This is a genomic window from Streptomyces boninensis (assembly GCF_048572725.1).
Lineage (GTDB): Bacteria > Actinomycetota > Actinomycetes > Streptomycetales > Streptomycetaceae > Streptomyces > Streptomyces boninensis.
The window spans coordinates 187,297-213,226 of the sequence record NZ_CP183837.1 but is presented as its reverse complement, the minus strand read 5'-3'; the positions used below and the strand labels follow the sequence as shown (position 1 = coordinate 213,226).

Below are 25,930 nucleotides of genomic sequence, written 5' to 3'. Positions count from 1 at the left end.
TAGCTCTAGGTATTAGACCCGCACAAGAATCGTCGCGGCCGCTCGGCGACAAGCCGTGCCGCTCCGAACTACCGTGCCAGTGACGGCTGGTCCGCGGACCACAGCCAGGAGCCGTCGGGCTGGCGGCGGGCGACCTCGACGGTGATGTCGCCGTTGGTGAGCGTCGAGGCCGTCAGCGCCAGGTCGCCGGAGATCAGCGCCGGGTGCTGCCGGCCCGGCGAGAGCACCGGTGCGGCGGCGACGAACTGCTCGTACACCTTGCGGATTTCGGCATGCCCGGTCGCAAGATTGCCCGGCGGAAAGGCCAGCACGGCGTCCGGCTCGTACAGCGCCACCAGCCCGTCCACATCCCCCGCGTTGGCGCGCTCAATGAAGTATTTGCCCAGGTCATTCGGCTCGTTGGCCGCTGCGTGTGTCATGTGGGCAAGCCTCGCAAGGAATACATGACATCTTGTGTCACATATCTGGGATAGTTTTTTCGGATGCGTGCCGACCGCCTGGTCTCCCTGGTCCTGCTCCTGCGGCAGCACGGCCGGCTGTCCGCTACCGCGCTCGCCCGCGAGCTGGAGGTCTCCACCCGCACCGTCCTGCGCGACATCGAAGCGCTGTCCGCGGCAGGCATCCCGGTCTACGCCGAACGCGGCCGCAACGGCGGCTTCGCGCTGCTCCCCGGCTTCCAGACCGAACTCACCGGCCTCAACCACGACGAGGCCCTCGCCCTCCTGGTCGCCGGCTCGCGCCGCGGCGCGCAGGCCTTCGGCCTCGGCTCCGCCCTCGCCTCGGCCATGCTCAAGGTGGTCGACGCGCTGCCCGAAGGCCACCGGGCCACCGCGGCGGGCGCGGCCCAGCGGGTGCTCATAGACCCGGAGACCGACCTCCTCTCCCGTCGGCTGGTCAGCGAGGAGGAGGTGCCCGACGCCGTCGTGGCCGAGATCCGGCGCGCGGTGTTCGCCGGACACAAGCTGCGTATCCGGTACGCGGCCGTCGACCAGGCGCCGAAGTGGCGGACGGTGGACCCGATCGGCCTGGTCACCGCTGGCGACCGCGGCTACCTGCTGGCGACGCGGGCCGGCGCGGACCGCACGTACCGCCTCTCCCGCGTCCTCGCCGCCGAGGAACTCGCCGAGCCGGCCCAGCGCCCCGACCGCGTCGACCTGGACCGCGCCTGGCAGGAACGGAGCGCCCGCTTCCGGACCGGCGGCGACCAAGTCGCCGTGCTCGTACGGCTGGACCCGGCCCGCCGCGAAGACCTGGTGAACACCGCGCTCGCAGTCCTCACCGAGGAAGCCGACGCGGACGGCCGCCTGCGGATGGAGGTCGCCTTCCAGGACCGGCGGCACGCCGAGTGGGCCCTGTGGCAGCTCGCCACGTACGGGGAGGCCCTCAGCCCGCAGTGGCTGCGAACGGCCCTCCGCGACCGCGCCGCCGCGATCGCCGCCCGCTACGGAGGGCCCGCCTGAGGCGCGGCCCACATCACTTACATGCAGGCTTGCATGCTTGTTTGTTGCGGCCGTACGGTAACGCCATGCCCGTAACCAGCACTGGCAGTACGGAAATTGAGCCGGGCGCCCGCCGCACCCAGAAGGAGCGGCGGACGCGCACGCAGGCGCGGCTGCTCGATGCCACCATCGAGTGCCTCGCCGAGCTCGGCTGGTCGAAGACCTCCACCACCGAGGTCGCCCGCCGCGCCGGCGTCTCGCGAGGCGCGCAGCAGCACCACTACCCCACGAAGATGTCGCTGGTCGACGCGGCCGTGGAGCATCTGCTGGACCAGCAGCGGCAGGCGTACGAGGCGGCCTTCGCGGAGCTGCCGCCGGAGCGGCACAACGTCGAGGGGGCGCTCGACCTCCTCTGGGACGTATTCCGCTCACCCTCCGCCCGGGCGATGCTCGAGCTGGCCGTCGCCTCCCGTACGGACCCGGAGCTGCACGCGCTCTGCGTCGACCTCAACGACCGCGTCCTGGACCTCATCCTGGTCACCTTCGAGCAGCTCTTCCCGCAGACCAACCTGCCGGACGGCTCGGTGCCGACCACGCTGCGCACCGTGCACGCGATGTTCGTGGGCCTGTCGGTGCACAACGCGCTCGACGACGACGTCCACGGCCACCAGCGCGCCGTACTCGAACAGGTCAAGTCGCTCGCCAGACAGCTCATCCCCGACCCCGAAGCCGATCCGAGGGACACCCGACATGACGCAGGCACCCAAGGAACTCGCCCAGGAAATCCGCACTGACGTCAAGGACAAGCAGTCCTTCCTGGCGGTCATCGAACGCCTCAACAAGGCGTCCGTGGACAAGCACTGGGAGGCGTACGCGGACATCGCCTGGGACGACCCCGAGCTGCAGATCGACCGGAACGACCCGCGCTGGATCCTGCCGGAGGCCGACAAGCTGGGCCGCACGGAGTGGTATCGCGCGCAGCCGCCGGAGATCCAGGCGCAGATCGGGCTGTGGCGTGTCGCCACGGCGATGAAGATCGGCCTGCAGTTCGAGAACCTGCTCAAGCGCGGCCTGCTCAACTACGCCTACCGGCTGCCCAACGGCCGCCCGGAATTCCGGTACGTCTACCACGAGACGACCGAGGAATGTCATCACGGGATGATGTTCCAGGAGTTCGTGAACCGCACCGGCCTGCCGATCCGCGGCATGCCGCGCTCGCTGCGGCTGATCGCCGAGGTGACGCCGCTGATCCCGCTGATCAACACCGAGCTCTTCTTCGTCTTCGTACTCGGCGGCGAGGACCCCATCGACTACGTCCAGCGCAAGTCCCTCAAGGAGGGACACATCAAGCACCCGCTGGAAGAGACCATCATGCGCATCCACATCGCCGAGGAGGCCCGCCACATCTCCTTCGCCCGCCACTACCTCAGGCACCGCGTCCCGGGCATGCTGCCGATCCGCCGCCGGATCCTCGGGCTGATCACCCCGGTCATCCTCGGCGTGATGTCGCGGATCATGCTGTCGCCGCCCGGGACGATGATCCGGCGGTTCGAGATTCCGCCGGAGGTGGTGCGGGAGGTGTACGAGTCGGAGACGGCGCAGGAGGAGATCCGGGCGTCCGTGGGGAAGGTGCGGGAGTTGATGGGGGAGCTGGGTCTGATCACGCGGGTCAACAAGCGGGTGTGGAAGGCCTTCGGTATCTGGGCCGAGCCCCGTCGTCCGCGCCGGGGCTCAGAGGCCGCGAAGGCTGCCTGACCGCGCGGCACGCTATCGGGGCAGCGCGGTCCAGCCATGGCCCATCCGCCAGTGGCCCCCGGACCGCAGCTGGCCCAGGATCGCCCGCTGCAATGCGCTGTCGCGCGGCAGCCGGTCCAGGTCCGCCGTGCCGGGCGGCGCGTCGAAGACGAACTCCAGGATGTCGTCGTCGCACACCGGCCGGTCGCCGAAGAGGCGGAAGCGCCGCTGGAAGCGGACGATGTTCGCGTCGGCGGGCAGGTGACGGGCGAGTTGGTCGTCGAGCAGCCAGGAGTGGCAGGTCGCGTACGGATACGGGGTGCCGGGGAAGTGGCGGGCGTAGAAGGCCGGGGCGGCGGCGAAGGAGGCGTCGCAGCGGGCCGGTGTCATCGGGCCGTCGCCCGGGATGTGGACGTCCAGTACCGGCTCGCCGTCCTCGGGGCCGTCGCCGTCAGGCTTGCCGCCGCAGGCGGCGGCGTCGAGCGTGGTGCGCTCGAACTGCAGCCTGCCGAGGCGGTGCAGGGTGCCGCGGAAGTGCCGGACCAGCCAGGACTGGCGGTCGAGGCCGCCGGTGCCGTGGGCCCGGCGATACGTGATCAGCTTCGCGCCGAGGTCGGCGAAGGTCGCGCGGATGACGTCCGGTGGCACGTCGTGGCGGCGCTGGCGTTCCAGGGCTTGCGGCAGCGCGAGTGCGTAGAGGTGCACGTAGAAGTAGCGGCCTGCGGCGCCGAGGCGCTCGGGGGCGTTCGGCCAGTCGACCCGGGCATCGGCGAACAGCGTGCGATGACAGTGCAGCAGCGCCTGCCACAGCTCGGGGGTCCTGGCCGGACTGGGCAGGGACGCGAGCACGGCCGCCCGGTCCTCCTCCGGTACGGCGAGCAGCCGCATCCGGTCCCAGGTCTCGGCGGCGGTTGGCAGGTGCGGGTCGGGGATTCCGGGCGCCGCCGACTGGCCGGCGAGGGTGCTCAGCCAGCGTTCCAGGGCGGGTCCTGCCGTCATCGCTGCGCAGCCTTCAGCAGGTCGTGCCGTACGCGATCGATGCGCGCGACGCTGTCGTCGAGGCCGCCCGGGCGGGAGCGCAGCAGCCAGCAGGCGCGCTGCTCGGCGAGGAGCGGGTCGAGCTCCAGGAGCAGCCGCCGGGCCGTCGCAGGGCCGATCGCATCCGCCCCGCCGTCCGCCTCCCCGCGCGCCCGCAGCAGCTCCACCGCGAACTCGGACAGCGCGATGCCATGGGCGAGTTCACGTCGTACGACATCGCCGTCGGCCGCAGCGGGATCGGCACTGGCCAGCTCGCGGCGGCACTGCGCCAGCGTGCCCGAGACACCGTCGAGCGCCGCCGCCGTCGGGTACTCCGGCAGTGGCGGCCCCACGTCCGGGAACAGCACCCGCGCGATCGGGGAGCCGTTGAGCAGCGGCACACCGAAGGACCTGGCCACCCGCCCCAGGCGGTCGAGCACCGCGCCCGTGCGGCCGGTGCCGTCCAGCAGCACGTGCTCGTTCAGCACCCCCGCGATGTCGAGATCGCGGTTCGCCTCCAGGCACCAGCTCACCGCGCCGCCGTAGAGCGCCGGACCGAAGCTGACCGACGGTGGGTCCCACATCCCGTGGTCGCCCCAGCACGTGAGCAGATAGCCCCCGGCGGCGTTCTCCAGGCCGACCGAGGCGGCGTCGGTCATGTTCTCGACCGCGTTGTCGAGGCGGCCCAGGAGCGAGTTCCAGTTCCCGGTGCCCGGCGCCACCCAGAACGGCACCCCCGCCTCCCGCAGCAGCTTCGCCCGCCCGCGGAAGCCGTCCCGCAGCCGCTCGACATCCGCGCCCAGCCGCCGCCAGGAGCGGAGCTCGCCGCCGTCCGCGGCGATCACCTCCGCGACGCTGCGCGGCGCGTCGTACTGCCAGACGACCGGCACCGCACCCGGCGGCACCCGGTCCATCAGCTCCGGGTGATCACCGAAGACATCGGCCCAGAACTCCACCGCGTAGCCGGCCTCCAGCCACGGCCGCATCACCGACGTCACGTAGGAGAGATAGACGTCGCCCAGGCCCTCGCGCACCACCCGCTCGCGCGAGCGTCCGGTGCCGAGCTCGAAGGGCTCGTCGGCGCCTATGTTGATGCGCTTCGTACGGACATGGCGCGCCATCTCCGCGAGCAGCCCGCCCGCGAAGGCGGCGTTCTCCGCGGTCGGCGCCAGTGTGCTCGGCGGGTAATGCCGCCCACCGCGCTCGAAGCCCCCGGGGTTCTCCGCGCGGTGGGCGTACGGCTCGTGCGCGAGGAACCGCTCCATATGGCCGAAGGTGTTCTGGTTCGCCACAAGCTCGATGCCCAGGGCCGCGCAGCGGGCGTCCAGCCACCGCAGGTCGTCGGCCGTGAGCGGGGAGGCGTCCTGCCAGACCTGTGCGTGGTCGCCGTAGGCGAAGGTGTGCTCGCAGTACAGCTCCAGCTGGTTGAAGCGGGCCAGTGCGAGGATGCCCAGCCAGCCCTCCAGGGTGCGGCGGGTCGGCACCCGGTCGCGGCTGATGTCGAGGTGGAAACCGCGGACCGGGAAGTCGGGGTGGTCGGCGATGTCGTACGCCACGGCGGGGAAGTCGGGGGCGGCACGCAGCTGGTCGAGGGTCTGCAGTGCGTAGCGCAGGCCTGCCGGGTCGCGGTGGGTGACGGTGATGCCGCCGGGGCCGGTGCGCAGCCGGTAGCCCTGGGCGGGCAGCGTCGGGTCCGCGGTTACGGTGACGGGCGCGTCGGCAGGGGCGCCGCCGGTGCCGGTGGTGAGTGAGCGGGGTCGCGGGAAGGGCGTTACGGGCACGGGCTGCTCCGAGGTCGGGACGGCCGGGGGAGGGGCGGGCGTCCGTGCCGGGAGGGCAGGGTGGTGGGTCCTCCCGGCACGGGGATACGGGCAGCGGGCTCAGGAACAGCCGCTGAGCTCGCAGATGTCCGCCGGATCGGTCGAGACCTTGACGTCGTCGTACCAGATATAGCTGTCGTTCCGCGGCGCGAACTCCGTCGTGGCGCCGCCCGCGAAGCTGTCGAAGTACGCCTTGTCCACCTGGTCGTCATTGGTGACGAAGCGCAGCCCGGTGACCTCGGCGGCGGACTCGCCGTTGTAGAAGACCTCGATCTCGCCGTCGCGGTTGGCCTGCCCGTCGGTGACGGAGTTGACCTTGACCCGCTGCACGACATTCACCCACTCGCCCTTGGGCCACTTGATGACCGAGCCGTTCTTCTCCAGCGAGACGTAATCGCCGTACGTGTCCTTCTTGTCCATGTGGTAGTAGTACAGCGCCGCCTCACCCCCGGCCCGCCGCCAGATGAAGCGGGAGCTGAAGCCGTTGGTGCCGTCGCAGGTCTGGCCGCCGGAGCAGGACTTGCCGCCCGCGAGGCCGATGCCGACCTTTCCGGCGTACTGCGAGGTGCCCCAGCTGAAGTCCTCGTCGAATCTGATCCACATGGACACGTAGTACTCGCGCGCCTTGTCCAGCTGGAACGGCGCCTGCGCGCCGGAGTCCTCCGGGCCGATCTTGCCCTCCGGGTAGAGCACCCGCAGCGACTTGTCGCCGCTGTGCGCCGGGGAGCCGTCGTCGACCAGGGTGCGCTCGTCCATGCCGAGCTCCCAGGGCGCGCTCCAGCCGTCCTCTTTCCAGGCGTTGAGCGAGTACGGGCCGCCGGCGGCCGGGCGCTCGAAGGTGTTCTCTTGATACGCGGCCGCCCGCGTGTCCTCGGCGGGGGAGCCGGACGCGAACTGCGGGTAGAGCACCGCGGGCGCCAGCAGCGTGGCGGCCGCGGCCGTGCTGATCATGAGCTTCTTCGACTTCATGGGTCCTCTCCCGGTGCCGAATTCATTCCAAGAAAGGGAATGAATTCCTCGAATTCTGCGGGCTTGGGTTACGAAAGCACCGCCAAGGGCTTGACGCAAGAGATTGATTACTGCAATCTCCTCGGCATGAAATCGCAAGAAGAGAAGGAATCATTCCTTCCCGGACCCAAGTACCGAAGGGTCGCGGAACGGCTCCGCCGGGAGATATCCGACGGCAATTGGGCCCCCGGCGCACAGCTCCCCGTCGAGCGCGAGCTGGCCGACTCGCTCGCGGTCAGCATCAATACCCTGCGCCGCGCCGTCAGCCAGCTCGTGGACGAGGGCGTGGTGCAACGGCGGCAGGGCGCGGGCACGTTCGTGCGCCCGCAGGACGCGCCGCCGCCGACGCCACCGGAGCCGTCACCCGCCGTCTCCCGCCGCCTGATCGGCGTCCTGGTCCCGTCGACGACCTACTACTATCCGCGCGTCGTCGACGGCATCCAGCGAGTCCTCAGGGACGCCGGCGCCGGCGTCGTGCTGGCGTCCTCGAAGTACGACCTCGGCATCGAGAGCAGCGAGCTGCGGGCGATGCGCGAGACCGGCGTGCAGGGGCTGCTGCTGGTGCCGAATCTGCATCTGATGGACGATCCGCAGGGGTACGTGGACGGGCTGCGCGAACTGCCCGTGCCGTACGTGCTCGTGGAGCGCCGGCCGCCGCACCCCGCCCCCGACGATCCAACGACGTACGTGGAGACCGACCACGCCGGTGGGGTGTACCGCGCGCTGCAGCATCTGCGTGCGCTCGGCCACCGGCGGATCGGCCTCGTCGGGCGGCGGCTCACCGGCACCAGCGAGCTGGTCGCGCGCGGCTTCGACGCCGCGGCCAGGCTGCTGGACGTCGAGCTGGTCGAAGGTGCAGTGGTCCGCCGCGAGTTGTGGACGCCCGCGGACACCGCCGCCTACGCGCGGCACTGCGCGCAGGCGGGCATCACCGCCGTCTTCTGCCACGGCGACCGGGACGCGGCCGCGCTCATCGTGCACGCCCGCCAGGGCGGCCTCGCCGTGCCCGGCGACCTGGCCGTGGTCGCGTACGACGACGAGGTGGCGGAGGTGGGGGACGTGCCGCTCACCGCGGTTTCCCCGCCGAAGTCCGAGGTCGGCGCCCTCGCGGCGGAACTGCTGCTGCGCCGCCTGGAGGCGGGCGAGGAAGCGCCCACGCACCGCGTGCAGCTGCAGCCGCGGCTGGTGATCCGCGCTTCCTGCGGCGCCGTGCAGCCGGGTGCAGGGGCCGTGCAACAGGCGGGCGCTCACCGGTCGGTGGTGCGGGCGTGACACCCCGAACCCACACCGGCCGCTTCCGCATCGGCGTGCTCGGCGCGGGTGCCGTCGGCACCGACCACGTCCGGGCGGCCGCCGGCGCCGCCGCGTACGAGATCGCCGCCATCTGCGACGTGCACCGTGCCGCGGCCGACGCCCTCGCCGCCCCGACCGGCACGCCCGTCTACACCGACCACCGCGCGATGTTCGCCGCCGCCGGGCTCGACGCCGTCATCGTCACCGCGCCGCATGCGCTGCATGCGCCGCTGGTCGTCGAGGCCGCGGCGGCGGGGCTGCACGTCCTCGTGGAGAAGCCGATGGCGACCACCGCCGACGACTGCACCCGCATGATCGAGGCCTGCCGGGAGGCGGGCACGCTGCTGGCGGTGGCGCATGTCATCCACTTTGACCCGGTGGTGAGGGAGGTGCGCCGGCTGATCGCCTCGGGGGAGTTCGGCGACCCGCTCCTCATCACCCACCGGCGCTCGTCGCATTACGAACCCGGCTCCCGTCCCGGCTGGTTCTTCGACCGCGCGGTCGCGGGCGGCGGGATCGTGCTCAACGTCGGCACCCACGGCCTGGACCGCATCCAGCTTTTCGGCGGGGCCGCCGTGCACAGCGTCAGCGCGGTGGTGCGCGGCCGCCCCGGCATGGAGGTGGAGACCGACGCGCTCGCGCTGCTGGAGCTCGACAACGGCGTCCATGCGAGCCTCACGCTGACCAGCCGCGGAGCGCCGTACTACGACGAGACGGAGGTGGTACTGGAGCATGCGACGCTGCGGGCCTCCCGGGCGGACGGGCTGTCGCTGCTGCGCGACGGCGCGGCCACGCCGCTGCTCGCCGCGGATCCGGCGCATGGGCGGGCGGCCTTCCGGGCGCAGTTGGACGGCTTCGTCGCGGCGGCCCGCGGGGGAGAGGGGGAGTACGCCGATGGGGCCTACGGGCGCTCAGTGGTGGCCGCCGCCCTCAGCGTGTACGCGTCGGCGGAGGCCGGCCACACCGTCGAGGTGCAGGGACCGGTGGTGGTCCCGTGAACCGGCGGGCGTTCAGCACGCTGGGATGCCCTGAGCTGGATCTCGCCGGTGTCGTCCGGCTCGCGTCGGCCGACGGGCGCTGCGCGGGCGTCGAACTGCGCTGCGCCGACGGCCAGATGATCGCGCCGGACAAGAGTGCGGCGGAGGCGGACGCGATCGCCGCCCGGCTCGGCGCGGCGGACCTGGCGGTGGTCTGCCTCGCGTCGTACGTCCAGGTGGCCTCCCCGGCCTCCGGCGTGGTCGCAGAGCTGGAGCGTCACCTGCGGCTTGCGGCCAGGCTGGGCGCCTCGTACGTGCGGGTCTTCGGAGGCATCGGCAGTCCCGAGCGGGCCGTACGCAATCTCGCCGCCTCCGTGCCCGCCGCCGAGGCCGCCGGGGTCGGCATCGTGCTCGAGACCCACGACGAGTTTCTGACCGGTGCCGCCGTGGCCGACGTGCTCGCCGCCGTCGGCTCCCCGGCCGTCGGCGCGGTGTGGGACGCGGTGAACCCCTGGCGGGCGGGCGAGCCGGTCGCCGAGACCGCCGCCGCGCTTGGGCCCTGGCTGCGGCACGTGCAGTTCAAGGACGTCGCGTCGGCGGCCGACCTGCGGCCGGTGCTGCCCGGCGCGGGCGTGCTGCCGCTGCAGGACATCCGCGCCGCGCTGGACCGGATCGGCTACGCGGGCTGGATCAGCCTCGAATGGGAGCGGGCCTGGTATCCGGAAGCCGCCCCGCTGGCCGAGGCGCTCGGGCGCTTCCACCGGGTGCTCGACGCTTAGCCGAAAAGCCGCCTCCAGCCCACGCATTCATTTGGCATGCATTTGACAATCACGAGGAGACCTCATGATCAGCAGGCGCGGCCTCCTGGCCGCAGGCGCCTGGACCACCCTGGCAGGCGTGACCGCCGCCACGGCGGGGTGCAGCGCGGCCAGCGCCGCGAACAGCGACCCCGACGGGCCGCTCACCTTCTGGTCCGCGCTGCGCGGCACGGACACGCTGGTGGCGGCCTGGAACGCCAAGCACCCGGACGACCCGGTGCAGTTCGACATGATGACCTCAGGCCTCGCCGGCGGAAATGCCAAGCTCTCCAACGCCGCCCGGGCCGGCAACGCCCCCGACATCGTCTCCCTCGTCGACGCCGACCTGCCGGGCTTCGCCATCGACGGCGTCTGCGCCGACGTCACCGACCTCATCACCCCGCGGCTGCGCAGCCGCCTGGGCCCGCAGGCGTGGACGAGCGCCGAGCTCGACGGCCGCCGCTACGGCGTCCCGTTCGACCTCGGCCCCATGCTCTTCGCCTACCGCGCGGACCTCCTGCGCAGGCACCGGGTCGACGTGCCCACCACCTGGGATGAATTCCGCGACGCCGCCCGCAAGCTGAAGCGCTCCGCGGGAATCGACCTCGCCACCTTCCACCCGAACGCCTACAACGTCCTCGCCGGGCACGCGATGCAGGCGGGCGGCCAGTGGTTCGGCATCGAGGGTGACCACTGGGAGGTGAACTTCCTCGACGCACCCACCCGCCGGGTGGCGGCGTACTGGCAGGGGCTGATCGACGACGACCTGCTGATGGTCGCCCCCGGCAGCAGCCAGGAGTGGCTGTCCGCGCTCGCCGGCGGCCGGGTGGCAGGACACATCGTCGGTCCCTGGGGCCTGGCCGCCCTGGTCGCCTCGGTGCCCGGCGGCGCGGGCAAGTGGCGCGTCGCCCCGCTGCCGCAGTGGAATCCGCGGCGGCCGGTCCTGGGCACCGACGGGGTCTCCCTCCACGCCATCACCGCCGACAGCAACAAGAAGGAGCGCGCCATGCGCTTCCTGGACTGGCTGACCACCACCCCCGAGGCGATCACCGCCCGGCTCTCCAGCGGCCGCTCCAGCATCCTGCCCGCGGCCGGGTCCCTGGTGAAACCGGCCGCCCGGCAGTTCAAGACGGACTACTACGGCGGCCAGGACATCTACCAACTCGTCGCCGAACAGGCGGAATACCTCCGTACCGGCTGGATCTGGGGCCCGCGCATGCAGGCCACCGCCACCTCCCTGCACCACGCCCTCGCGCGGCTGTCGTACGGCACCACCATCACCGAGGCGCTCGCGACCGCCGAGGCCGAAACGCTGCCGGACATGCGCAGCCTGGGACTGTCTGTGAGGCAAGCATGAGCGCTACGACTTCCACGACCACCGGAGCTGCCGGGCACCGCCCCCACCGTCTCGCCATCGGGGTCCTCCTCGGCCCCTTCGCCGCGCTGCTGCTGTGCGTCTTCGTCGTGCCGACGCTGTACGCGATGTACCTGAGTTTCTTCTCCACCACCCACCGCGGCCTCGGCTTCGGCAACGCCGAGACGGCCTTCGCCGGGATCCGTAACTACGCGGCCGTCCTCGACGACCCCAGCTTCGTCCGTGGCGTGGGGATCACGCTGCTGTACGCGGTGGTGTTCATCCCCGTGGTCGTCGTCGGCGCCCTCGTGCTCGCCCTGCTCTTCGACTCTGGCGTCGTATGGGCCCGGCGGCTGTGTCAGACCGTGCTGTTCGTGCCGCACGCCGTGCCCGGGATCATCGCCACCGTCATCTGGCTCTACCTCTACACGCCCGGCATCTCGCCCGTGCTGAAGGCCCTGGGCGGCGCCGACCTCGAGGTGAACTTCCTTACCCTGCACATGATCGTGCCGTCGCTCGTGAACATCGCCCTGTGGAGCGGCCTCGGCTACACCGCCGTTATCTTCTTCGCAGCGCTGCGCGCCATTCCGCAGGAGCTCATCGAGGCGGCCGCGATCGACGGCGCCGGGCCCGTACGCACCGCGCTCACGATCAAGCTGCCGCTGATCCGCGGCACCCTCGCCACCGTGGCCATCTTCACCACCATCGGCGCTCTGCAGCTGTTCACCGAGCCGATGCTGCTCGGCAAGGCCACCCCGCTCATCGGCCCCCGCTTCACCCCGAACATGTACATCTTCGACGCGGCCTTCACCCGCAACAACTACGGCCTGGCCGCCGCCGCCTCCGTCCTGCTGCTGCTGATCTGCTGCGCCCTGTCCTACGCGGTGACCCGCGGCACGTCGTACGCCCCCAGAAGCCCGAGGAAGGTGCAGCCGTGAGCGCCACCGTCGAAACCTGCCCCCGCGCCACCACCCCCGCCCCGGCCGCCCCGCCCCACCGCCGGCGCCGCGGCCTCTGGACCGGGCGCGGCGCCGCCAACCTCGTCGTCGGCGTCAGCGTCCTCTACGCGCTGCTGCCGCTGCTCTGGCTGCTGCTCGCCTCGACCGTGAACTCCGAGGCGCTCTTCGCCTCCAAGTTCTTCGACCTTTCGCACTTCGCGCTCATCGACAACATCCGCGCACTGCTCGACGAAGGCGGCGGCGTCTATCTCCGCTGGTACGGCAACAGCCTCCTGTACGCGGTCGGCGGCGCCGCCGTCGGCGCGCTGCTGAGCACCGCGGCGGGCTATGTCTTCGACAAGTACGAATTCACCGGCAAACAGCAGCTGTTCGCCCTCGTCCTGGTCTCGGTGATGGTGCCGGCCACGGTGCTCGCGCTGCCGATGTATCTGCTCGCCTCCGGGCTCGGGCTGGCCAACACGCTCTGGTCGGTGCTGATCCCGGTCCTCTTCAACCCCTTCGGGGTCTATCTGGCGCGCATGTTCTCGACCGCGTACGTCCCGGACGAGGTCCTGGAAGCCGCCCGGGTGGACGGCGCGAGCGAGCTGCGGAGCTTCTTCTCCGTGGGCCTGCGGATGCTGGCGCCGGGATACGTGACGATCTTCCTCTTCCAGCTGACCACGATCTGGAACAACTTCTTCCTCCCGCTGGTCATGCTCTCCGACGAAGACCTCTACCCCCTCAGCCTCGGCCTCTACAGCTGGAACGCCACCGCCTCCATCAACCCCGACTACTACCCGCTGATGGTCATCGGCTCCCTCCTGGCCCTGCTCCCGCTCGTCATCGCCTTCCTGCTGCTGCAGCGTTACTGGCGCTCGGGCTTGACGGCGGGCAGCGTCAAGTGACATACGGTGTTCATATCAACGTTGCAGACAACGTTGTAGGTTGACAGTCCGTCAGCACCCGAGGACCTGGAGGACCCACCCATGGCAGCAGCGAAGCCCGACCGGCGCACCGTGCTCCGCGGGCTGGCCGCGGCCGGACTCGGCGGGGCGGTCGGCTCCAGTGCCGGAGCCGGCGCCGCCGCGGCCGCCGCGAAGCGCAACATCATCGTGGTCCTCATCGACGACCTCGCCCGGCGCGAACTGGGCTGCTACGGCAACACCTTCAACGAGACCCCGCACATGGACCGGCTCGCCGCCGACGGCATCACTTTCGAGCACGGCTATGCCGCCGCGCCCGTCTGCTCGCCGACCCGCGCCAGCATCATGACCGGCCAGTACCCGGCCCGCGTAGGCATCACCGAGTTCCTCGACGCCACCGGCGACGACTACCTGCCGACCAGCCACCACACCCTGCCGGAGACGCTGCGCGACGCCGGCTACCGCACCGGTCTGATCGGCAAGTGGCACCAGACCGAGACCTACACCGGGCCCGTACGCGACCGGCCCGGCAATCCCTGGTCGCACGGCTTCACCGATGTCATCGCCTCAGAGCAGAAATACATCGCGGGCGGCGACTACTTCCACCCGTACTTCATGCTCCCCGACCTGCCCGCCCGCCAGGAGAACGAGTATCTGACCAGCCGCCTCAATCTGGAGGCGACGGACTTCATCACCCGCGCCCACGGCGACGACAAGCCGTTCTTCCTCTATCTGTCGCACTACGCCACCCACACCAAACTGGCCGCCCCGCAGCCGCTGATCGACAAGTACGCGGCCAAGCCGGGCGCGGGCGAACCGGGCCGTAACCCCGTCCTCGCCGCGATGCTGGAGGTCATCGACGACGGCGTCGGCGCCATCCGCGACACGCTGCAGGACCTGGGCATCGCCGAGGACACGGTGATCCTGCTGCTCTCGGACAACGGCGGCGACACCGGCGTGGCGGTCAGCGACCCGCTGCGCGGCGGCAAGGCGACGCTGTACGAGGGCGGCGTCCGGGTGCCGATGATCGCGTACCACCCGGCGGGGGACGCGGGACGGGTGGTCGACACCCCGTTCAGCACGGTCGACTTCATGCCCACCCTGCTCGACACCGCGGGCGTCGCCCGCCCGCGCGGCCAGCACCTCGACGGCGTCAGCTTCGCCGGGCTGCTCGCCGGTGGTACGGCGCCGCGGCGCGGCGACCTGTTCTGGGTGTATCCGCACTGGCACAACCCCGGCGCCCCGACCGTCTCGATGCGGCGCGGCCGCCACAAGCTGCTGCGGTATCTGCACGACGGGAAGACCGAGTTGTACGACCTCACCGCCGACCCCGGCGAGACCGACGACCTCGCTGCCCGGCTGCCCGGCAGAACGCGCGAGCTGCGGGCGGCCCTGGACGCGCACCTGCGCGACGTCGACCTGCTGCCCCCGGCGCCCACCCGCGAGAACTTCCCGCGCCAGGTGCTGGCCGCGGACTTCGAGGACGGCCTGGCCGGCTTCACGGTGCTGGCGCCCGAGCCGGAGGCCCGCCCCGGCACGGTGCGCGCCGAGGGCGGCGCGCTCACGGTGGCGGCCGCCGGCGCACCCGCCTTCGCCCTGCTCCGCTCGCCCCGCCCCGCCGCCGAGTCACCGGCCGCGATCGTCGTCAGCCCCCGCTCGTACGCGGGCACCGACGCGCCGGCCCAGGACACCCTCTTCGCCGGCCTGATCAAGGACGCGGAGAACTACCTCCTCGTCTGGTACAACCACCGCCGCAAGCGCACCGGCTGGGACGTCAGGGTGGCCGGCCAACCGGCGGGCAAGCGCATCGAGCAGCTCGACGGAAAGATCGACTATCCGACGCCGGACGCCCGGCTGGCCTGCGCGGTGCTCCGCGACGAGCTCACCGCGTACGCGGTCGCGCCCGACGGCTCCTGGCAGTACCTGTTCACCGCGGACGTCGGCCAGTACGCGCGGCTCGACGACCCGGAGGTGCTGGGGCAGTACCACTACGGATTCGGCGTCCGCCTCGACGGCGGCACCGCGGCGGTGGAGCGCTTCGCGGTCCATCGCAGGTGACCGCCGCTACTCGGGATCGGCCCCTTCCGCGCCGAAGCGCGACTCCCACTCGGCGGCCAGCTCCAGCCGGGCCTGGTCGATGGCATCGAAGAGCTCAAGCAGCGATTCCTCGGCGGAACGCGAGTCGTCCCGCCGGGGAGCGGGGATGAAGGGCGCTGCGGCAAAGTGGGGTGAGTGGTTGCTTCGCACACCCCGGTCAACGTCAACATCGCGGCGCGGATACGCGGCATACGGGTGAAGCCCGCCCGGGGGTTTACGCGACCGAGCGGGCCCGCCTAATCTGCCGGAGTCGCTGCTCTATCCGTACGGGACAACCGAAGGCCACCCGCCCGAAACCCACGACTGGGATTCGGGAGTCACCGTGGACCTTCGACTGCTGCTGCTGACGCTCACCACCTTCGCCGCGGGCCTCGCCGAGGCGATCCTCACCGGCATCCTGCCGTCGCTCGCCGCCGACCTCGATGTCTCGGTCAGCGTGGCGGGCCAGCTCACCACCCTCTTCTCGCTGAGCTTCGCCCTCGCCGTGCCGGTGCTCGGCTGGCTGACCCGCGGCGCCGACTGCCGACGGCTGCTGGTGCTCAGCCTGGTGGTGTTCGCCGCGTTCAGCGCCGGTGCCGCGCTGAGCCCCGGCTATACGACGCTGCTGCTGATGCGCATCGGCATGGCCGCCTGCTGCGGGCTGCTGGTGATGCAGGCGAGCCTGCTGGCGGTGGAGCTGGCGCCGCGGGCGCAGCGCGGGCGGGCCATCGGGCTGATCTTCGTGGGGGTCAGTGGTGCGCTCGTCTTCGGGGTGCCGGCCGGGGTGCTGATCAACGACTGGTTCGGCTGGCGGTGGATCTTCGCCGCGATGGCGCTGTACGCGCTGCCGCTGGCAGCCGTGCTGCGCGCCGCCCTGCCCGACCGCACCCTGAGCACTCCGGCCGACGGCGCCGCGTACCGGCGGCAGCTGCGCAACCCGGCGCTGAACCTGGCCCAGCTGGTGTCGATCCTGCTGCTCGGCGGGCACTTCACGCTGTTCGCGTACATCACCCCCTGGTTCGAGGAGGTCGCCGGGATCACCGAGAGCGGGCGGATCGCTCTGACGCTGCTGCTGACCGGCTCGGCGGCGATCTGCGGCGGCTATCTCGGCGGCTGGCTGAGCGATCGCATCGGGCATCGGCGGGCGCTGGTCGTGGTGCCCGCGCTGTTCGCAGCGGCGATGCTGGCGATCCCGCTGAGCCTCGGGCACCCCTGGCTGCTGCTGGCCGTACTGATGGTCTGGTCGACGATCAGCTGGATGATCTCCCCGGCCGTGCAGAGCTATCTGCTGGGCAGCGACCCCGAGAGCGGCAGCGCGGGGGTCGCCCTGAACACCTCGGCGATGCACCTGGGCGTGGTCCTCGGCGCGGCACTCGGCGGCGTGGTCATCAGCGTGGCCGGGATCGACTGGACGCCGTGGGTCGGCGTCACGCTCGTATCGCTGTCGGTGCTGTGCGCCGCGCTGTCCTGCAGGCTGCAGCGCGCACCAGCTAGCGCCCCGCCGGCAGCGCACTCGCAAAGCGCGCCCGGTACGCCGACGGCGTGACCCCGAGCCGCCGCAGGAACGCCCGCCGCAGCGACTCGTCGCTGCCGAGCCCCGACCGCCGCGCCGCCGCCGACACCGACTCGCCCGCCTCCAGCAGCGCCTGCGCGGCCTCGCACCGCACGGCCTCCACATACGCCGCCGGCGTCTCGCCCACCTGATCGGCGAAGAGCCGCCCCAGGTGCCGGGTGCTCACCCCGGCGCGGGCCGCGAGCACCGGGCCCGAGTGATCGGCGGCCGGGTCGGCATGGATGGCGTCGAGCACCGCACGCAGCACATCGTGCCGCGGCCGCGGCGTGCGGGCCGGCACCGAGAACTGCGACTGCCCGCCCGGCCGCTGCAGGAACACCACCAGATCGCGCGCCACCTCCCGCGCCACCTCGGACCCGGCATCCTCCTCCACCAGCGCCAGGCACAGGTCGATCCCGGCGCTCACCCCGGCGGAGGTCAGCACCCGCCCGTCCCGTACGAAGATCGCGTCCGGCTCCACCGCGATACGGGGATGGGCGCGCGCCAGCAGCCCCGTGTGCCGCCAGTGGGTGGTGGCGCGGCGCCCGTCGAGCATCCCGGCACCGGCGAGCACGAAGGCACCCGTGCACACGGAGGCCACCCGCCGCGCCCGCCCCGCCAGCTCGGTGATGGCGGCGAGCAGCGACTCGGGCACGGGCGCGGTCGGCAGCGCGGGCGCGCCCGGGACGACGACGGTGTCGACGCGGTCCAGATCGGCGGCCGCCGCCTCAGGCAGCAGCCGGGTGCCGGTGGCGGCGGTCACCGGGCCGCCGTCGGGGGAGCAGAGGGTGACGTCGTAGCGGGCGCCGAGGGAGTTGGCGGTGGCGAAGACCTCGAGCGGGGCGGTGACGTCGAGGAGCCGGACGCCGTCGAAGGCGAGGACGGCGACGGAGTGTGATGCGCGGCGGGCCATGGCAGGAAGCGTAGCCGGACGGCGTGTCCGAATGTGTGGGATAGCTGTCCGTACGGACATCGCGCCCGACCTCGCCCCGGACCAGGATCAGTGCCGTAACGACGACAACGACCTGGAGGGACCACCGATGACGACCGCCACCCCGGCCGCCCGTATCGCCGGCGTCGACATCCCCGGCAGCCGGCTCGCCCGCGAGGCGACCGAACTCGTCCGCGAGGCGGCGAGCTCGCTGATCTTCGACCACTCGCGCCGCGTCTACCTCTGGGGCGCCCTTGCCGGCGCCCGCCGCGGCCTGTCGTACGACCCGGAGCTGCTCTATGTCGGCGCGCTCTTCCACGACCTCGGCCTGACGGAGGCGTACCGCACCGACCACCAGCGCTTCGAGCTCGACGGCGCCGACGAGGCGCGCCGCTTCCTCGCGGCGCACGGCATTGGCGAGGACGCCGTCCGCCGCGTCTGGACGGCGATCGCGCTGCACACCACGCCGGGGATCCCGGAGCGGATGGAGCCGGAGGTGGCGCTGGTGACGGCAGGAGTGGAGTTCGACGTGCTCGGGATCGGCCTCGACCAGGTGCCGGACACGGCCCGCGCGGAGGTCGTGGCGGCGCACCCGCGCCCGGACTTCAAGCGCCGCATCCTGCGCGCCTTCCACGAGGGGATCGCCCACCGGCCCGAGACCACCTTCGGGAACGTCAAGGCCGACGTGCTGGCCCGCTACGAGCCGGGCTTCGTCCGTACCGACTTCGTCGACGTCATCGAGAACTCGGGGTGGTCCGAGTGAGCACCGCCGAGGAGCCCCGCCCCCCCGCTGCCGCCCTTCACGGGGGCGGCCGCCCGCGCCAAGGTCCAGGCCGCGGAGGACGCGTGGAACACCCGCGACCCGCACCGGGTGGCGCTCGCCTACACCCCGGACTCGGAGTGGCGCAATCGCGGCACCTTCCTCCGCGGGCGGGCCGAGATCGAGGACTTCCTGCGCGCGAAGTGGGCGCGGGAGCGGGACTACGCGCTGCGCAAGGAGCTGTGGACGTACGGCGAGGACCGGATCGCGGTCCGCTTCCAGTACGAGTGCCGCGATGCGGCGGGGCAGTGGTGGCGGTCGTACGGGAACGAACTGTGGGAGTTCGCCGCGGATGGCCTCATGCGGCGGCGCGAGGCGAGCATCAACGATGTCCGCATAGAGGAGGCGGAGCGGCGGATCTTCGGGCCCCGGGAGCGCTGACGTCCGGTTTCCTCGCCTTCCCCTGAAGTTTTCCAGCTGGTCAGAACGCCCACATCCAGGGCAGACTGTCGCGACGGGACTTACGGGGGTGGTGGAGACATGGGCTCGCACGGCGGGGCCGGCAGCGCCATAGCGGTGGCCACGGCAGTACGGCACGGCAAATGACGCAGCCGATGATGCGAGCCGTGGAGCGGCAGCGACTGCCCTTGCTGTGGGGCGGGGCGGGAGCGGTGGTCGCCGCCTTCCTGCTGACCCTGGAGTTCGTCGCGCGGCACTACGGCCATCGGGGGCCGGTCACGAGCCTGGGGCGGGAGCTGGTCTTCGCGCCTCAGTCGGGGGCGGTGCTGTACGGCGGCCTGGCGCTGATGATGGTGGTGCTCACCAGGCGGCAGCGGCTGCTCGCGGCCGGCTTCGCCATCGGCATCGACGTCGTCTTCCTCGTGGTGCGCCTCGCGGTCGACGCCAGGCCGAACTTCGGCAACGGCGCCCTGTGGGTGCTCATCACCTGTGCGGTGATCGCGGTCACCCGCCGCACCGGCCGCGAACGCATCCTCATGCTGAAGGGCGTCGGCCTCGGCTCGCTGCTGATAGCCGGGCACAAGACCGGCGCCACCTGGCTGCTGATCACGTCCGAGACCCGACCGATGGTGCTCGACCCGTACGTCGCCGTCGCCGACCACGCCCTCGGCGACCCGTCGTGGCTCGCGGGCCGGGTCGTCGAGGCCTCGGGGCCGCTCGGTGAGGGCCTGCTGGGGGCGGTGTACGGGCAGCTGCCGCTGGCGGCGGCCCTGGTCGCGCTCTACCAGCTCCGCCACGTGGCGACCGAGGGACGCTTCCCCGGCCACCACCTGGTGCGCACCTTCCTGGTCATCGGCCTCCTCGGCCCGGCCTTCTACATGATCTTCCCGGTCGTCGGCCCGGTCTACGCCTACGGCGCCGACGGCGGCGCCTGGGCCTCGGCGCACCTGTGGCCCGACGTACTTCCGACGATCAGCACCCCGCAGCCCTTCCTCTTCGACGGGATCACCCCGCGTAACTGCATGCCCAGCCTGCACACCGCCTGGGCCACGACGCTCTTCCTCCACTCCCGCAACGGCTCCCGGCTGATGCGTTTCGCCGGCACCTTCTGGCTGATATGCACCCTCGCCGCGACGCTAGGCTTCGGCTACCACTACGGCGCCGACCTCGTCGCCGGCGTGGTCTTCGCCCTCACGATCGAGGTGGCGATGCGCGCGTTCGACCGCGGCTGGGACCGGCAGGCGGGCTGGCTGGTGGCCTACGGGGTGACGGTCTTCGCCGCGATGCTGGTCTCGTACCGCTACATCCCGATGGAGATGGCCCGCTATCCGTGGATCTTCGGCCCGCTCCTGATCCTGTCGATGCTGTCGGTGATCCACGCGTACGTACGCCTGACGCGGCAGTGGAACCCGAAGACCCCACCCCCGAACCCGGACCCGCCCATCGCCCGCGTCCGCAAGATCGTCGCCCAGCGCCTGCCGGACCGCACGCAGCAGGGCGTGCTCTAGGGCGAGAGCTCTTTGAGGCGGTCGACGTAGGCCTGGGGAAGGCGCCCGGATTTCTCCGGCCCTACGTTGAGGAGCAGAAGGCGTTATTGGCCACGACGGTGCGGGGTGACAGTGTGCGGATCATGTCGCACACCGGCTGGTACGGAATCCGCGCGTACGGGACGCGCCACCCCCAGCCGTCGAACCACAGGTGGTCGACCGGTCCCAGAAGCCCACCTTGAGCCCGGCCTCGTGCATCGCGTCCACGTACTCCCGTACGACATCCCCCTTCCCGTCCCGGTACGGGCTGGACGCGATGTCGTGAGCGGACTGCTTGCTGTCCCACAGGCCGGAGCCGTCGTGGTGTTTCGCGGTGAGCACGCCGAAAGTCATCCCCGCGTCCTCCATCGCCCGCGCCCATGCGCGCGGGTCGAGGCGGGTGGGGTGGAAGAGGGCGGGGGAGGCGGTCGGTTCCGCCATTGCTGGTTCGTGTACGTCGACATGTTGAAGTGCAGGGACATGCCGAACGGGTTGTCCTTCACCCAGCGCCGGGCGGCCGGGGACGGGGTGATCCGCTCGCGGCCGAAGGCGTGCACGGCTCGGCCTCGCGGTCAGTGTGCGTGACCGACTCTTCGCCGAAGCCGCGGCGCGTGCCTTCGGTGGCCCGGGTCGCGGCGGTGGCGCCTAATGGGGAGATCGGGAAGTGCACAGGTGCACCTTCGCACGGTGCCCGTGCGTGCGCGTCGATCCGCGGCCGCACGGCCGTTGACGTTCGCAAGTACAACGTTGAAGAATGTGCGGAACGCCTTCTGACAACGTTGTCTAACCCGAGGGGACCCTCCGTGCCGCACCACCCTCTCCCAGTCGATCGCCGACGGTTTCTGCAGCTCATAGGTCTCGCGGGCGCCATCACCGCCCTGCCTGCCGCGCTCGGTGGTGGTGCTGCGGGGGCGGTGGCCGCCGGGCGGTCGGACGCCCCGCCCGACGACATCGCCGCCACCTACCATCGCGTCCTGCTGCACCACACCAACTGGTCCGAGACCCAGTGGGACGAGGCCAAGGGGCACTACACCAACAAGGACTTCGGCTTCGCCGTCGTGCTCGGGCACGCGGTGCTGCTCACGCACGGCGGCTACGACGCGAAGGTCGCCGGGATCGACCGCGAGACGCTCAAGAAGCGCACCCTCGCCTCCATCCGCCACTTCGCCGCCTCGAACCGGCTCACCGGCGGCTCGGAGTGGGGCAGGAAGCTGTTCTTCGACACCACCTTCCAGTCGTACTTCATCCTCGCCGCCCGCCTCCTCTGGGACGACCTGGACGCCGCGACCCGTAAGAACATCGACACCATCACCCGGGAACAGGCCGCCTACACCACCTCCCTGGGCACCGGCGACGACCCGGACTCCGGCGACTGGACGCCTAACGGGCTCAAGGGCGGCTACCAGGGCGACACCAAGCTGGAGGAGATGGGCCTGTACGCGCAGACCCTCGCCCCCGCCCTCGCCTGGGCCCACGACGACCCGCGCGCCGCCGCCTGGAAGGACGGCTACGGCACCTGGTCCCGCAATGAGGCCGGCCTCCCGCCCGCCGACCTCGCCAACCCGGCGCGCGTGGACGGCGTTCCCGTATCGAAGAACACCGCGAACAACCTCTACGACACCTTCATCGTCGAGAACCACGAGTCCTTCGGCCCGCACTACCAGGAAGAGCTGTGGCGCACCTCCGCCCGTAACGCCGCCCACTTCCTCACCGCCGAGCGCCCGCTCCCGGAGGTCCTCACCCGCCAGCCCAACGCCGACCCGCTGTGGCGCACGCTGCTCGGCGTCATGAGCGACGCCGGCGAGCCGCTGATGCCGATGGTGAACGACCGCGAGCACCTGTACGGCCGGGATGTGATCCCGCTGGCCTTCCTGGCGCAGGTGGCGGGCGACCGGGCCGCCGCGCGGGCGGAGCTGGAGATGGCGGAGCGGCTGGAGGCGTATCAGAAGTATCCGCCCGAGTACCGGCTGGCGAAGTTCTCCGGCGAGCCGAAGTACGAGCCGGAGGCCAGGGCCGAGGTCGCCATCAGCTATCTGCTGCATGTGTGGGCGGCCGCCGAGGGGCGGCAGGTGCGGCCGCTGTCGCGGGCGGAGCTGTTCGAGGAGGCGTCCGGGGTCACGGACTTCGGGAGCGGGCCGGGGCTCGTATCGCACCAGTCGTCCGCGGCCTGGGCGGGGGCCGTGTCCAAGGCCGGGTTCGTGAAGTTCGCGTGGCAGCCCGCGCACGACGACTGGCTGTTCAGGCTGAGCGGCGGCACGCCGATGTTCCTGCCGGACACGAAGGCGAAGGCCGAGGGCCGGACGGTCCGGCTGTACGAGAAGATCCGCGACGGCTTCGACGGCACCGCCACGCTGCTGCGGCTCGACAGCGGCTATGCGGGCTATACGACGCTGCCGTCCGGCGCCGTCGTCTACGCCAGCAGCGGCACGGCGGCGGGGGAGGGGCGCCTGGAGATCCACAACCTCACCATGCCGGGCGTGGCGGGCCTGGGCGGTTCGCGTACGTACCGCTTCCAGGAGGGCGAGGCCACGGTCCGCGCGCAGGACGGTGCCGCCACCGAGGCCGCGGGGCGCGTCGACCGGCTGACCTTCGACCGCACCTCGGTCCGGCACCTGCGGATGCTCGGTGTGCGCCCAGACCCGTCGTACGGCTACTCGCTCTTCGCCTTCGAAGCCCGCGCCGAAGCCGACGGCACGGACCTCGCCCGCGGCAAGTCCGCCACCGCCTCCTCCGCCGAGACCGGCAGGGGCGCCGCGCTCGCGGTGGACGGCGACGCGGCGACCCGCTGGGCGGTCGCGAAGGCCGAACGCCCGCGCGCCGACAGCTGGCTGGCCGTCGACCTCGGCTCCGCCCAGGAGGTCGCGGAGGTCACCCTGCGCTGGGAGTCCGCGGCGGGGCGCGGCTATCGCATCCAGGGCTCGCCCGACGGCAAGGACTGGACCGACCTCGTGACCGGGCCGACCCCGTCCGCGCGCAGCCGCGGCGGCTGGCTGGACATCGACGGGCGGGCGGGGGTCGTGGTGCGCGGTTCGGAGCAGCCGCTGGCCGTGTACGGCGACACGATCGTGCTCGCGGACGGGGCGGCGGCGCCGGTCCTGATCGAGGGCTTCCCGGGCGCTTCCGCTACGGAGCTGCGCGCGGCCGCGGGCCGCGCGACCCCCAAGGCCGGGGACGCAGCCGTACGGGCCGCGCTCACCGAGGGCCACCTGAGCGTCTTCAACCTGTCCGGCGACCCGGTCACGACCCGTATCGACGTGCCGCAGTCCGGGCGGAAGCTGCTCGTCTACGAGGGCGAGCAGACCGTCACGGGCGCCGGCACGGCGTACGAGGCCCGGCTCGACGCCTCCGCCGCGGCGCTGCTGCCGCCCCGCTTCACGCTGACGTCCCCGACGGGCGGCTCGCTGCCCGCCGGGCTGCGGGTGCGCGTCGAGGACGGCGCCCGGCTGCGGCTGTCCGGAGCGCGCTGCCGGGTGCGCGTCGAGGGGCAGGGACGCAGCACGGTCGCGTCGGTGCGGGGCGACCGCGAGACCACGGTCACCCTGCGCGGCGCCACCGCCTTCCCCCACGAGGACCTGGCCCTCGGCCGCAACGTCTTCCCCACCAGCCCGCTCCCGGAGGGCATGTCCGACCCGGCCGCGGCGGTGGACGGCGACCCGGCCACGGCGTGGCGCCCCGGCAAGGACGGCCGCCTGGTCGTGGACCTGGGGGCGGTCCGGGAGATACGCACCGTGGAAGCCGAATGGTCCACGGCCGGAGCCCCGTCGGCCACGGTGGAGTTCAGCCAGGACGGCATCGACTACCGCACCGCCGGGCGGGTGAGCGGGCGCGGGCGCGTCCGGAAGCTCGACGCGAGCGGGTCGGCGCGCTACGTCGCCTTCCGGGTCGACGGGGCGGCGGGGGACGGCGAGTTGGTGCGCTTGTCCGTGCGGTGAGCGAGCGCGCGGCGGCCCGGGGGAAAGGCCCCGGGGCGCCGCTCACGCGCGCACGGACGCCGTATCGGAGAGCGCGGCCGACCCGGTCTCCGCCCAGCCCGCGCGCCTGCGCGACCCCGTACCGGTCATCAGCACCGACCAGTCGAGCGCGCGCCGCCGTCCCTGCTCGATGTCCGCGATCAGCCGCCGGGCGAACTCCGCACCCCAGGGCGGCGGCACGGACCCGCCGGCCTCCGCCAGCACCCGTCGCACACGCCGCCAGGCCCGGGAGGAGCGGCCCTGGCGGTGGTCCACGTACGCCAGGGAGAGCCGCGCGAGGCAGCGGCCCCAGGCGTCGTCGACGGTGTCCGCCGCGGTGAGCGCACGGTGCGCGGCGCGTCGGGCCGCGGCGGGCGCGCTGCCGGCCAGCGCGAAGGCAAGCGCGGCCAGGCTCACCGCGCGCGACGGCCCGCCGAGGGCGTGCGGCGGGATCAGCTCCGACGCCAGCGCGAACTCCCCGGCCGCGCCCGCCTCGTCGCCCCGGTGCAGCGCGAGCATCCCCTGCACCTGCGCGATCCGCCCCGCGGTCGCCGCATCGCCGTCCAGCACGGCCTGCGGCCAGGCGGTGGCCAGCAGCCGCCCGGCGGCCTCGGGGTCGCTGCCCGCCATGAGCCATGCCGCGAGGTAGTGGGCATGCGCCGGTACGGATCCGTCCGCGGGCGCGGCGCGCAGCAGCGGCAGCAGCTCCCGCAGCCCGGCATCGGCGTCGTCCTGCGCCACCCACCAGAACCACAGGCTGACCGCCGCCTCCAGCGCGGCCGGCGCGTGCTCGGGGTCGCGGCGCCCCTGGGCCATTGCGGCGGTGAGGTTCTCCAGCTCCTCCCGTACGAGCCCGACGGCCTGCGGCCGGCAGCCGGTGCTCCACAGGTGTTCGGCGACCGCGGCGAGGTAGCGGCAGTGGATGACGAAACGTTCCATCGCAATCCCGGACTCGCCCGCGTACCGCAGCCGCGAGCCGCCGAACTCGCGTGCCTCCCGCCCCATTCGGTACCGCACCGCCCGCGACCCGTCGGCCGCCCCGTCCTCCCGGGTCAGCACCCCGTACGCCGCGAGCCGGGCCAGCGCGGCGGGCACCTGCTCCGGCGGCACCTCGCCGCCCGCGGACACGAAGACGGCGGACTCCTCGGCGAATGACCCGGCGATGACGGCGGTTCTGGCCCACACGATCCGCTCGACGCGGGCGCACTGTAGGTACGCTCGCGCCAGGCCGAGCCGCGGCGGCCCCTCATCGCCCTGCCCCACCCGTTCCGCAGTCATCTTCCGCAGCGCTCCTCGCCCTCGTCCGCCCGGCCCGGGTCCGGACCAGCCGAGAGCTCAACGCACCGACGGCGCTGCGGTGTCGCGTCCGGCGCGAG

23 protein-coding genes are annotated in these 25,930 nt (G+C 72.3%); 15 read left to right on the top strand and 8 right to left on the bottom strand.

From position 1 onward, the window contains the following. Positions 1 to 68: 68 nt before the first annotated feature. Positions 69 to 419: a YybH family protein gene (locus ACNNMR_RS01010; protein WP_419992540.1), complete on the bottom strand. Its 351-nt coding sequence runs from the start codon at positions 417 to 419 to the stop codon at positions 69 to 71. A gap of 63 nt (positions 420 to 482) precedes the next feature. Here ACNNMR_RS01010 and ACNNMR_RS01005 point away from each other — a divergent pair, with 63 nt between their 5' ends. The 3 genes from ACNNMR_RS01005 (at position 483) to ACNNMR_RS00995 (ending at position 3,194) form a co-directional block, all read left to right on the top strand. Continuing rightward, positions 483 to 1,460 (top strand): helix-turn-helix transcriptional regulator, encoded by a 978-nt coding sequence (locus ACNNMR_RS01005; RefSeq protein WP_419992539.1) that lies wholly within the window; start codon positions 483 to 485, stop codon positions 1,458 to 1,460. 65 nt (positions 1,461 to 1,525) lie between these two features. After that, complete coding sequence (locus ACNNMR_RS01000; RefSeq protein WP_419992538.1) at positions 1,526 to 2,233, top strand: TetR/AcrR family transcriptional regulator; 708 nt, start codon at positions 1,526 to 1,528, stop codon at positions 2,231 to 2,233. Further along, positions 2,190 to 3,194 carry an AurF N-oxygenase family protein gene (locus tag ACNNMR_RS00995; protein WP_419992537.1) on the top strand — a complete coding sequence of 335 codons (1,005 nt, stop codon included), beginning with the start codon at positions 2,190 to 2,192 and terminating at the stop codon, positions 3,192 to 3,194. Before ACNNMR_RS01000 ends, ACNNMR_RS00995 begins: the two co-directional genes overlap by 44 nt. A gap of 12 nt (positions 3,195 to 3,206) precedes the next feature. Here ACNNMR_RS00995 and ACNNMR_RS00990 read toward each other — a convergent pair whose 3' ends face one another. From ACNNMR_RS00990 to ACNNMR_RS00980, 3 genes are all read right to left on the bottom strand, one after another. Then, positions 3,207 to 4,172 (bottom strand): acyltransferase domain-containing protein, encoded by a 966-nt coding sequence (locus tag ACNNMR_RS00990; RefSeq protein ID WP_419992536.1) that lies wholly within the window; start codon positions 4,170 to 4,172, stop codon positions 3,207 to 3,209. After that, entirely contained in the window at positions 4,169 to 5,971 is a 1,803-nt protein-coding gene (locus tag ACNNMR_RS00985) for a glycoside hydrolase family 20 zincin-like fold domain-containing protein (RefSeq protein ID WP_419992535.1), read from the bottom strand. Before ACNNMR_RS00985 ends, ACNNMR_RS00990 begins: the two co-directional genes overlap by 4 nt. A 99-nt stretch (positions 5,972 to 6,070) precedes the next feature. After that, positions 6,071 to 6,979: a polysaccharide lyase gene (locus ACNNMR_RS00980; protein WP_419992534.1), complete on the bottom strand. Its 909-nt coding sequence runs from the start codon at positions 6,977 to 6,979 to the stop codon at positions 6,071 to 6,073. A 126-nt stretch (positions 6,980 to 7,105) separates the two neighbouring features. On the opposite strand from ACNNMR_RS00980, the gene ACNNMR_RS00975 reads away from it, so the two are divergent. The 7 genes from ACNNMR_RS00975 to ACNNMR_RS00945 all read left to right on the top strand — a co-directional run bounded on the left by ACNNMR_RS00975 (position 7,106) and on the right by ACNNMR_RS00945 (position 15,358). Then, positions 7,106 to 8,290: a GntR family transcriptional regulator gene (locus tag ACNNMR_RS00975; RefSeq protein ID WP_419992533.1), complete on the top strand. Its 1,185-nt coding sequence runs from the start codon at positions 7,106 to 7,108 to the stop codon at positions 8,288 to 8,290. After that, on the top strand, positions 8,287 to 9,309 hold the full coding sequence (locus tag ACNNMR_RS00970) for a Gfo/Idh/MocA family protein (RefSeq protein ID WP_419992532.1): 1,023 nt from the start codon (positions 8,287 to 8,289) through the stop codon (positions 9,307 to 9,309). The genes ACNNMR_RS00975 and ACNNMR_RS00970 overlap by 4 nt, the downstream gene beginning before the upstream one ends. Continuing rightward, on the top strand, positions 9,306 to 10,067 hold the full coding sequence (locus tag ACNNMR_RS00965; RefSeq protein WP_419992531.1) for a sugar phosphate isomerase/epimerase family protein: 762 nt from the start codon (positions 9,306 to 9,308) through the stop codon (positions 10,065 to 10,067). The genes ACNNMR_RS00970 and ACNNMR_RS00965 overlap by 4 nt, the downstream gene beginning before the upstream one ends. Positions 10,068 to 10,131: 64 nt before the next feature. Continuing rightward, on the top strand, positions 10,132 to 11,442 hold the full coding sequence (locus tag ACNNMR_RS00960; protein ID WP_419992530.1) for an ABC transporter substrate-binding protein: 1,311 nt from the start codon (positions 10,132 to 10,134) through the stop codon (positions 11,440 to 11,442). Next, positions 11,439 to 12,377, top strand: a complete 939-nt coding sequence (locus ACNNMR_RS00955) for a carbohydrate ABC transporter permease (RefSeq protein WP_419992529.1) — start codon at positions 11,439 to 11,441, stop codon at positions 12,375 to 12,377. Before ACNNMR_RS00960 ends, ACNNMR_RS00955 begins: the two co-directional genes overlap by 4 nt. Then, positions 12,374 to 13,282: a carbohydrate ABC transporter permease gene (locus ACNNMR_RS00950; RefSeq protein WP_419992528.1), complete on the top strand. Its 909-nt coding sequence runs from the start codon at positions 12,374 to 12,376 to the stop codon at positions 13,280 to 13,282. The genes ACNNMR_RS00955 and ACNNMR_RS00950 overlap by 4 nt, the downstream gene beginning before the upstream one ends. 81 nt (positions 13,283 to 13,363) lie before the next feature. Then, positions 13,364 to 15,358, top strand: coding sequence for a sulfatase-like hydrolase/transferase (locus tag ACNNMR_RS00945; RefSeq protein ID WP_419992527.1), 1,995 nt, complete (start codon positions 13,364 to 13,366; stop codon positions 15,356 to 15,358). Positions 15,359 to 15,364: 6 nt separating this feature from the next. Here ACNNMR_RS00945 and ACNNMR_RS00940 read toward each other — a convergent pair whose 3' ends face one another. Next, complete coding sequence (locus ACNNMR_RS00940; RefSeq protein ID WP_419992526.1) at positions 15,365 to 15,547, bottom strand: hypothetical protein; 183 nt, start codon at positions 15,545 to 15,547, stop codon at positions 15,365 to 15,367. Positions 15,548 to 15,719: 172 nt separating this feature from the next. On the opposite strand from ACNNMR_RS00940, the gene ACNNMR_RS00935 reads away from it, so the two are divergent. Continuing rightward, on the top strand, positions 15,720 to 16,922 hold the full coding sequence (locus ACNNMR_RS00935) for an MFS transporter (protein WP_419992525.1): 1,203 nt from the start codon (positions 15,720 to 15,722) through the stop codon (positions 16,920 to 16,922). Here the strand turns inward: ACNNMR_RS00935 and ACNNMR_RS00930 are convergent. Beyond that, entirely contained in the window at positions 16,867 to 17,841 is a 975-nt protein-coding gene (locus ACNNMR_RS00930; protein WP_419992524.1) for a GlxA family transcriptional regulator, read from the bottom strand. The two genes, ACNNMR_RS00935 and ACNNMR_RS00930, sit on opposite strands and share 56 nt — an antisense overlap. 127 nt (positions 17,842 to 17,968) lie before the next feature. On the opposite strand from ACNNMR_RS00930, the gene ACNNMR_RS00925 reads away from it, so the two are divergent. From ACNNMR_RS00925 to ACNNMR_RS00915, 3 genes are all read left to right on the top strand, one after another. Beyond that, on the top strand, positions 17,969 to 18,622 hold the full coding sequence (locus ACNNMR_RS00925; protein WP_420000232.1) for an HD domain-containing protein: 654 nt from the start codon (positions 17,969 to 17,971) through the stop codon (positions 18,620 to 18,622). A gap of 27 nt (positions 18,623 to 18,649) precedes the next feature. Next, on the top strand, positions 18,650 to 19,060 hold the full coding sequence (locus tag ACNNMR_RS00920; RefSeq protein ID WP_420000231.1) for a nuclear transport factor 2 family protein: 411 nt from the start codon (positions 18,650 to 18,652) through the stop codon (positions 19,058 to 19,060). A gap of 161 nt (positions 19,061 to 19,221) precedes the next feature. Beyond that, complete coding sequence (locus ACNNMR_RS00915) at positions 19,222 to 20,586, top strand: phosphatase PAP2 family protein (RefSeq protein WP_419992523.1); 1,365 nt, start codon at positions 19,222 to 19,224, stop codon at positions 20,584 to 20,586. Between the two features lie 120 nt (positions 20,587 to 20,706). On the opposite strand, the gene ACNNMR_RS00910 is transcribed toward ACNNMR_RS00915, so the two are convergent. After that, positions 20,707 to 21,045, bottom strand: a complete 339-nt coding sequence (locus tag ACNNMR_RS00910; protein WP_419992522.1) for an alpha-L-fucosidase — start codon at positions 21,043 to 21,045, stop codon at positions 20,707 to 20,709. A gap of 362 nt (positions 21,046 to 21,407) precedes the next feature. On the opposite strand from ACNNMR_RS00910, the gene ACNNMR_RS00905 reads away from it, so the two are divergent. After that, positions 21,408 to 24,536, top strand: a complete 3,129-nt coding sequence (locus tag ACNNMR_RS00905) for a discoidin domain-containing protein (RefSeq protein ID WP_419992521.1) — start codon at positions 21,408 to 21,410, stop codon at positions 24,534 to 24,536. A 42-nt stretch (positions 24,537 to 24,578) separates the two neighbouring features. On the opposite strand, the gene ACNNMR_RS00900 is transcribed toward ACNNMR_RS00905, so the two are convergent. Beyond that, positions 24,579 to 25,832, bottom strand: a complete 1,254-nt coding sequence (locus ACNNMR_RS00900; RefSeq protein ID WP_419992520.1) for a hypothetical protein — start codon at positions 25,830 to 25,832, stop codon at positions 24,579 to 24,581. Positions 25,833 to 25,930: the final 98 nt, after the last annotated feature.

Excerpts from the sequence above, each read along its gene's own strand:
- ACNNMR_RS01000 (WP_419992538.1), top strand. The coding sequence starts at position 1,526 with ATGCCCGTAACCAGCACTGGCAGTACGGAAATTGAGCCGGGCGCCCGC.
- ACNNMR_RS00930 (WP_419992524.1), bottom strand. The coding sequence starts at position 17,841 with ATGGCCCGCCGCGCATCACACTCCGTCGCCGTCCTCGCCTTCGACGGC.
- ACNNMR_RS00975 (WP_419992533.1), top strand. The coding sequence starts at position 7,106 with ATGAAATCGCAAGAAGAGAAGGAATCATTCCTTCCCGGACCCAAGTAC.
- ACNNMR_RS01005 (WP_419992539.1), top strand. The coding sequence starts at position 483 with ATGCGTGCCGACCGCCTGGTCTCCCTGGTCCTGCTCCTGCGGCAGCAC.
- ACNNMR_RS00945 (WP_419992527.1), top strand. The coding sequence starts at position 13,364 with ATGGCAGCAGCGAAGCCCGACCGGCGCACCGTGCTCCGCGGGCTGGCC.
- ACNNMR_RS00980 (WP_419992534.1), bottom strand. The coding sequence starts at position 6,979 with ATGAAGTCGAAGAAGCTCATGATCAGCACGGCCGCGGCCGCCACGCTG.
- ACNNMR_RS00955 (WP_419992529.1), top strand. The coding sequence starts at position 11,439 with ATGAGCGCTACGACTTCCACGACCACCGGAGCTGCCGGGCACCGCCCC.
- ACNNMR_RS00915 (WP_419992523.1), top strand. The coding sequence starts at position 19,222 with ATGACGCAGCCGATGATGCGAGCCGTGGAGCGGCAGCGACTGCCCTTG.
- ACNNMR_RS00960 (WP_419992530.1), top strand. The coding sequence starts at position 10,132 with ATGATCAGCAGGCGCGGCCTCCTGGCCGCAGGCGCCTGGACCACCCTG.
- ACNNMR_RS00910 (WP_419992522.1), bottom strand. The coding sequence starts at position 21,045 with ATGGCGGAACCGACCGCCTCCCCCGCCCTCTTCCACCCCACCCGCCTC.
- ACNNMR_RS01010 (WP_419992540.1), bottom strand. The coding sequence starts at position 419 with ATGACACACGCAGCGGCCAACGAGCCGAATGACCTGGGCAAATACTTC.
- ACNNMR_RS00995 (WP_419992537.1), top strand. The coding sequence starts at position 2,190 with ATGACGCAGGCACCCAAGGAACTCGCCCAGGAAATCCGCACTGACGTC.
- ACNNMR_RS00925 (WP_420000232.1), top strand. The coding sequence starts at position 17,969 with ATGACGACCGCCACCCCGGCCGCCCGTATCGCCGGCGTCGACATCCCC.
- ACNNMR_RS00990 (WP_419992536.1), bottom strand. The coding sequence starts at position 4,172 with ATGACGGCAGGACCCGCCCTGGAACGCTGGCTGAGCACCCTCGCCGGC.
- ACNNMR_RS00900 (WP_419992520.1), bottom strand. The coding sequence starts at position 25,832 with ATGACTGCGGAACGGGTGGGGCAGGGCGATGAGGGGCCGCCGCGGCTC.